The organism is Lysinibacillus sp. NPDC093216, assembly GCF_050280325.1.
Classification (GTDB): domain Bacteria; phylum Bacillota; class Bacilli; order Bacillales_A; family Planococcaceae; genus Lysinibacillus.
This window is the reverse complement of record NZ_JBNNVB010000004.1, coordinates 295,452-301,581: the sequence shown is the minus strand read 5'-3', so window position 1 is coordinate 301,581 and position 6,130 is coordinate 295,452. Positions and strand designations below refer to the sequence as shown.

Genomic DNA, 6,130 nt, shown 5'->3' with positions numbered 1-6,130 from the left:
TACAAATGTCAAAAATACGGAATTGAATTTGTTGAAGCTGACAGATGGTTTCCATCATCAAAAACTTGTTCTAATTGTGGACAAATCAAAACCGATATGAAACTGAAAGACAGATTATTTATCTGCTCTTGCGGATTAAAGCTGGATAGAGATTTGAACGCAAGCATTAACTTAGCAAATTACTCAATCTAAGGAATTTAACTGACACTAAACCTTAGATGTGTACGCAACGATACTGCGGAATTTAAGCCTTTGGAGAGTCATACTAAATGGTAGTAGCTTTGGCGAAACCAGACTCGGAGAATAAGGAAGACACAAATACGAAAGTCGGAAGATATAAGTTGTGTCACAGTGGAGATGTCTACATTTTTTAAGAAATGTATATGTTTTTCGTATCGGCATGGATAAATCGAAAGCAAAAAAGCATGAATGGCGTATTGCAGAACGCACATTATTTACATTAGCAATCGCTGGTGGTGCAGTAGGTGGGGTGCTAGGAATGTATTTATTCCGTCATAAAACACGCCATAACAGCTTTGCATTTGGCTTCCCGCTGCTAGCAGCTATTCAAATTTTTATCATAGTACAAATATGGTGATAAATCTCGAAAACATTCCGATAAAACACGGTAATGTTCCGATAAATCATGAAAATATTCCGATAAATAAAACACATCCTCATTATGAGGATGTGTTACGCATAAGCTTTTCAATGGGCTGCTTCCAATTTATTTTTGCGCTCGGATAGTTCAAGAGAATTTCTTGCTGTAGGTATTCAAAGTCTCTTTTTGTAAAACCTTGCAGTGTAGCGGCATCACGGGCGCCAACAAAAATCGTCACAACCTCGAAGGCATTTTCAGTCGTGCCGAGATATTTTTCACCTTCGAAAAGAGCACCCTTATAAGAGATAAAGAAATTTTTTCGGACATTTTTGACGTCATCATAAAAATAATATTGGCCTTTTTCATAGGCTTCATCAAGTTTTCGCTTAGGATCGGTTATATAACGAATCGCTTTATAAAATACATAGATAATAAGCGCAATAACAGCAAGACGAATAAGTAACGGCAACATTTTTAATTTCCCCCTTGAAGAAAGGTTATTCCTTCCTATACGATTGTGAAGGACAATTAGTTTCACTTTTTATAAATATTTTTAAGAAATTTAGGAGAAAAAAATGAATTTACAACAATTGTTTAAAATGCAAAAAGGGCTTGATGATTTCATCGAGAAAACACAAAATATAGAACGTGATGTATTTAAAGAAAAAGGTTTAGCCTTAATGGTAGAGCTAGCTGAACTAGCAAATGAGACACGTTGCTTTAAGTTTTGGAGCACAAAGGGAGCTTCAGAACGTGATGTGATTTTAGAGGAATATGTGGATTCGATTCATTTTATATTATCACTTGGCTTATTAAAAGGTTATACAGCGATTGAAAAATGGCCGGTGATTGAAGAGAAGAGAGATTTAACAGAGACATTTTTAATGACACAAGACTATATTTTAAGTTTTATTAGTCAACCAACAGAGGATAGATACTTAGCGATCTGGCAATGCTATGGATTGCTTGCATTTAATCTGGGCTTTTCATTTGAGGATGTTGTTGTGGCATATATTGAGAAAAATGAAGAAAATTATAATCGTCAGCGCACAGGATATTAAAGTGTAAGAAATACACCAATTTTCTGACGATTAAGCTAGGAATATTTCGGTAAACGAAGTATAATAGAGAAGATATAAGAGTCAGGAGGCAAAAAGATGACACAGCTAGATTCAACATTACAAATGTTTAAAGATTTAACAGATGCGAATGGTATTGCAGGTAATGAACGTGCACCACGCGAGGTCATGAAAAAATACATTGGACCATATGCAGACTTAGTTGAAACAGATAATTTAGGTAGCGTCATTGCTAAAAAAGTTGGGGATGAAAATGGCCCGAAAATTATGGTTGCAGGTCACTTAGATGAAGTAGGCTTCATGGTTACTCAAATCGATGACAAAGGGTTCATCAAATTCCAAACTGTAGGCGGCTGGTGGAGCCAAGTTATGCTTGCACAGCGTGTAACAATTACAACACGTAAAGGCGAAGAAATTATTGGGGTTATTGGTTCAAAGCCACCTCATATTTTACCTGCAGATGTGCGTAACAAAGTGGTAGACATTAAAGATATGTTTATCGATGTTGGTGCGGCTTCAAAAGATGAAGTACTTGAATGGGGCGTACGTCCTGGCGATATGGTAACACCATATTTCGAATTTAATGTGATGAAAAATGAAAAATACTTATTAGCAAAAGCATGGGATAACCGCATTGGTTGTGCAATTGCAATTGATGTGATGAAAGCATTGCAAAATGAAAAGCATCCTAACATCCTTTATTCTGTAGGGAATGTCCAAGAGGAAGTAGGGCTTCGTGGTGCGAAAACTGCTACGCATAAAATCCAACCAGATATCGGCTTTGCTGTCGATGTAGGTGTAGCAGGAGACACACCAGGGGTAACTGCAAAAGAATCAACTAGTAAAATGGGCGCTGGTCCACAAATTGTTGTTTACGATGCATCAATGGTATCACACCGCGGTTTACGTGAATTCGTATTAGATGTAGCTGATGAGCACAATATTCCATATCAATTCGAGGCGATGGCTGGTGGCGGTACAGACGCTGGTTCTATCCACGTAACTGCAAATGGTATACCTGCCCTATCTATCGGTATTGCTACACGCTACATCCACTCACATGCAGGTATTTTACATCGTGATGATTATGATCATGCTGTAAAATTAATGGTGGAAGTAATTAAAAAATTAGACCGTGATGCAGTCAATAAAATTATTTTTGACTAATATTGCTGAATAGTTTTGCCTTCTAACAAAAATGTTAGGAGGCTTTTTGCGTTGGTTAGACTAAAGAAATATATCAATTAGCGATTCAAATAGGAGCGATTGAGAAAGCATAACAAAAGGGACTTGTTTTACGCATAAGTCCCTAAATTGATGTGTGGTAGGTCAATATTTCGATTGTAGAAAAGAGGATAATTGCTCCTCATATACCTGTTACATTATCAATAGTTGTAGATTTTCCATTGATGTGAATATCAATCGTATCCTGGTTAGAGTCTAATGTTAATTTATAGACATGTTGTTTTATTGCATTATCTTGTTGATTCGTAACATCTAACTTTATTATTAATGTATCACCTTGTGTTTCAAGGCCTGTTGTAACTGTTCCTTTTGACTGAAAGACGAGATAAGAAATATTCTTATCTACTTGGTTGATTAATTGAAGTGTATTTTTTTCATCGATTACCTTTTGCACTTTTTCTGGAACACTCTCAATTTCACTAATACTTAGCGTTGATGAGTTACATGCTGTTAAAATAAATACTGTCAAAAACATTAAAAATAATAATTTTTTCAATGCCTTTTCATCCGCCTTCCTTCAACTAATTGAAAATTCTAGTTATGGTAAATTGTAACATAGAAAATCATGAATTGGCGAAGGAAGTAAGGATAATCATTAGATTCAATACATAGGCCGTATAAATTACAGATTTTCCGAACGAGAAAGCCTATGCAGGGTGTAGCCCTATCTGCTATATGCACTGGATAGGGAGGGGTAATGGGATACCCCAATCTTGAGAACTGTTCAAAACAGAAATGGACTGCGAACGCATAGTTACTCAGGAATCCCACTGACATTAGTCAGCTTGTCCCTTTAGGGGTGGGAGTCTCAAAGATGTGCATAAGAGTAATCAGTTATTTATATAATCCATTACTTCTTGTAAATAGTTTTCCAATGGTTGCCCTGTATTCACAGTAATACACTTATAGTTTGAGGGCTTTTTGCTACTTTGAAGCGTATGTATAAAAACGGCTTCTGATTTTATTTCTCCTATTTGACTAACCATTCTTTCACGATTTTTCAATCTATAATTTATCTTCTCGAAGTCATCAAGATAACACTCAATATACTTATACTTAATATTATATTTAACTGACAGTTTTGTTCCTTTATCAACCAATTCCTCATATAGACATGGACTATCAAGTATTACATTTTGTCCTTGTGATAAATGAAAGTCAACTAAGCACCAATCAACATTATATGAATTCTTACCTGCGAGCTTTCCATCGATTGAACCTTCATCAATAGAATTTAATAGAGCCGATTTTACAATATCGTGGTCAATGATAATACTCCCTGTTCTTTTAGCAATTTCACGTGAAAGAGTAGACTTGCCGGAACCAGGAAAACCTGACATTTGAACAAAAAACAAGCTTCATCTCGCCTCTTCAATAATAAAATAATTTTAAAAAATAACTTGTTTTGTTAGTTAAATAACTGAATATCAGTGTTTGATAAAGTGTAACATATTTGCAAATATTGAAATGTGTATGGATAACTAGAAAGAATGATTGCTACAGAGAAACCCCTAAAATGCCTTAGAAGTCTATCCAACAAAAAAACACAGCTCTATGCAGAAAAATTTCTATACAATGATTATAAAAATAGCCCTCAAACTAAATGTTTGAGGGCTTTATGTCGATAAATTTAAAAAGTTGGGTGATAAGTCCAAAACTTTTAGCGGTAAATTCACATTATCCCTCGATAAAAATAAAATCTATTTATTTTGTAAAAGCTGTAATATCTCTTTACCGATTTGCCCAGGGTTTGTCGCCAATATAGGAGAGCGGTAATTAGATAAAACAACGACGCCTGTTTGTTGTGTTTTATCAAATCCTAGATAACAAGAGAAAGCTTTCGTCGAACCGTTATGCCAAATGATATTGTCCTCAAGAAGCCATCCTAGACCAATACCCATATGTTCCGAAAAGGTTTCAGTAGCTTGATGTGATAATGAATAACCTAAATTTTCATCACTTAAATGTACTTTCATAAATTTCAAAAGATCATTGACAGTTGAACGGACTGCCCCTGCCGCCATAAAGTCATTCATTTGGAGCGGAGGCTTTTTATGTCCAAGAATCGTGTATCCTTGCAATACTGTCTCAGCTTGATCAGAAGGGATAGAGATAAATGTATTTCGCATATTTAAAGGGTCTGTTAATCTTTGTTTGATAGCTGTTTCATAATCAGTGTGGAGTGTATTGGCTAAAATATATCCTAAAAGCCCCATCCCTACATTAGAATATCTAAATTTAACTTTAGGCTCGTTTGTATGCGTTTTAAAATAATGTATAGTCTCGTTTAGTGAGTATTGGCAAAAAGGATCACGAGGCGTTTGCGTGTCAAAAAGATTGGAAATGTTCTTCAGCACACCTAATCCCGGTAGTCCAGAAGTATGGTTTGCTAAACGTTTGAGTGTGACAGGGTGATTGTCGGGAATTTCAGAAAAGTATTTGCCAATAGAATCTTCTACATGTACTTTTCCCTCCTGAATCATTTCCCCTAATATGGATGTAGTAAAAACTTTAGAAATCGACCCAACTTCATATATATAAGGCTTTTCTTCCAGCATAAAATTCGATCCACCGAAAGTAAAAGTAGCTTCTTCGTCTTGAGAAATGATACCGATGGATAAAGCAACATTTGGACGGGTTTTTATATAGGGAAAAGCAATTTTAAATATGTCCTTTTTTAAATCGTGTAAATCCACAATAATACCTCCATTAAGAACGCTTATTTTTTTCCTGCTCCTCTGAAATAATAGAATGTAATTTCAAAAGTATGTATTTTAATTGTAACAAGTCCTCTCTATTGAGCTTTGTATAATGACAAGCTCAATTTCCTCCTGCTTAAATAAGATGTCCTCGTTCATCTAGCTCTATAATAACCTCTTTACGATCCTTTTTATGCATTGTTCTAATTTACTAATTGGCCAACAGCGCCCGTGGATGTCCCAATTAACTTTGCTAATTCGGCTGTTCGTCTGAGAAGATTTGAAAATATTGCTTGTTTAGAAGTTAAATTCGTTTCGATCCAACTTGATTCATTGCTTTCACAAGATGCAACAAGTTCTTATCTGTGTATTTGGTCATCTAAATAACTAATATATATTAATTATTACCAATAATGCAATTCTCTTAAATGTGCGATTTGAGTTGAATTATTGAAAATATGCATAAATATTAGATAATTCGTATTTTCGTCATATTTAAAGATAAA

Annotated in this window: 8 protein-coding genes; 4 read left to right on the top strand and 4 right to left on the bottom strand. The window is 35.0% G+C overall.

The window, feature by feature from the left end; all coding sequences use genetic code 11:
- Both ACQKOG_RS07635 and ACQKOG_RS07630 read left to right on the top strand, forming a co-directional pair.
- Positions 1-192 (top strand): zinc ribbon domain-containing protein (locus ACQKOG_RS07635; RefSeq protein WP_427445842.1); only part of this gene is annotated, 192 nt, incomplete at its 5' end.
- Positions 193-343: 151 nt separating this feature from the next.
- Positions 344-598 (top strand): DUF1294 domain-containing protein, encoded by a 255-nt coding sequence (locus ACQKOG_RS07630; protein ID WP_370075641.1) that lies wholly within the window; start codon positions 344-346, stop codon positions 596-598.
- A gap of 82 nt (positions 599-680) precedes the next feature.
- Here ACQKOG_RS07630 and ACQKOG_RS07625 read toward each other — a convergent pair whose 3' ends face one another.
- Positions 681-1,073 (bottom strand): sigma-w pathway protein ysdB, encoded by a 393-nt coding sequence (locus ACQKOG_RS07625; RefSeq protein ID WP_370075639.1) that lies wholly within the window; start codon positions 1,071-1,073, stop codon positions 681-683.
- A gap of 103 nt (positions 1,074-1,176) precedes the next feature.
- Between ACQKOG_RS07625 and ACQKOG_RS07620 the strand changes: the two genes are divergently transcribed.
- Positions 1,177-1,662, top strand: coding sequence for a dUTP diphosphatase (locus tag ACQKOG_RS07620; protein WP_370075637.1), 486 nt, complete (start codon positions 1,177-1,179; stop codon positions 1,660-1,662).
- Between the two features lie 96 nt (positions 1,663-1,758).
- Positions 1,759-2,847, top strand: coding sequence for a M42 family metallopeptidase (locus ACQKOG_RS07615; RefSeq protein WP_370075635.1), 1,089 nt, complete (start codon positions 1,759-1,761; stop codon positions 2,845-2,847).
- Positions 2,848-3,046: 199 nt separating this feature from the next.
- On the opposite strand, the gene ACQKOG_RS07610 is transcribed toward ACQKOG_RS07615, so the two are convergent.
- From ACQKOG_RS07610 to ACQKOG_RS07600, 3 genes are all read right to left on the bottom strand, one after another.
- On the bottom strand, positions 3,047-3,421 hold the full coding sequence (locus ACQKOG_RS07610) for a peptidylprolyl isomerase (protein WP_370075633.1): 375 nt from the start codon (positions 3,419-3,421) through the stop codon (positions 3,047-3,049).
- Between the two features lie 334 nt (positions 3,422-3,755).
- Entirely contained in the window at positions 3,756-4,280 is a 525-nt protein-coding gene (locus ACQKOG_RS07605) for an AAA family ATPase (protein WP_370075631.1), read from the bottom strand.
- A 345-nt stretch (positions 4,281-4,625) separates the two neighbouring features.
- Positions 4,626-5,621: a serine hydrolase domain-containing protein gene (locus ACQKOG_RS07600; RefSeq protein WP_370075630.1), complete on the bottom strand. Its 996-nt coding sequence runs from the start codon at positions 5,619-5,621 to the stop codon at positions 4,626-4,628.
- Positions 5,622-6,130 lie beyond the last annotated feature (509 nt).

Excerpts from the sequence above, each read along its gene's own strand:
- ACQKOG_RS07625 (WP_370075639.1), bottom strand. The coding sequence starts at position 1,073 with ATGTTGCCGTTACTTATTCGTCTTGCTGTTATTGCGCTTATTATCTAT.
- ACQKOG_RS07620 (WP_370075637.1), top strand. The coding sequence starts at position 1,177 with ATGAATTTACAACAATTGTTTAAAATGCAAAAAGGGCTTGATGATTTC.
- ACQKOG_RS07615 (WP_370075635.1), top strand. The coding sequence starts at position 1,759 with ATGACACAGCTAGATTCAACATTACAAATGTTTAAAGATTTAACAGAT.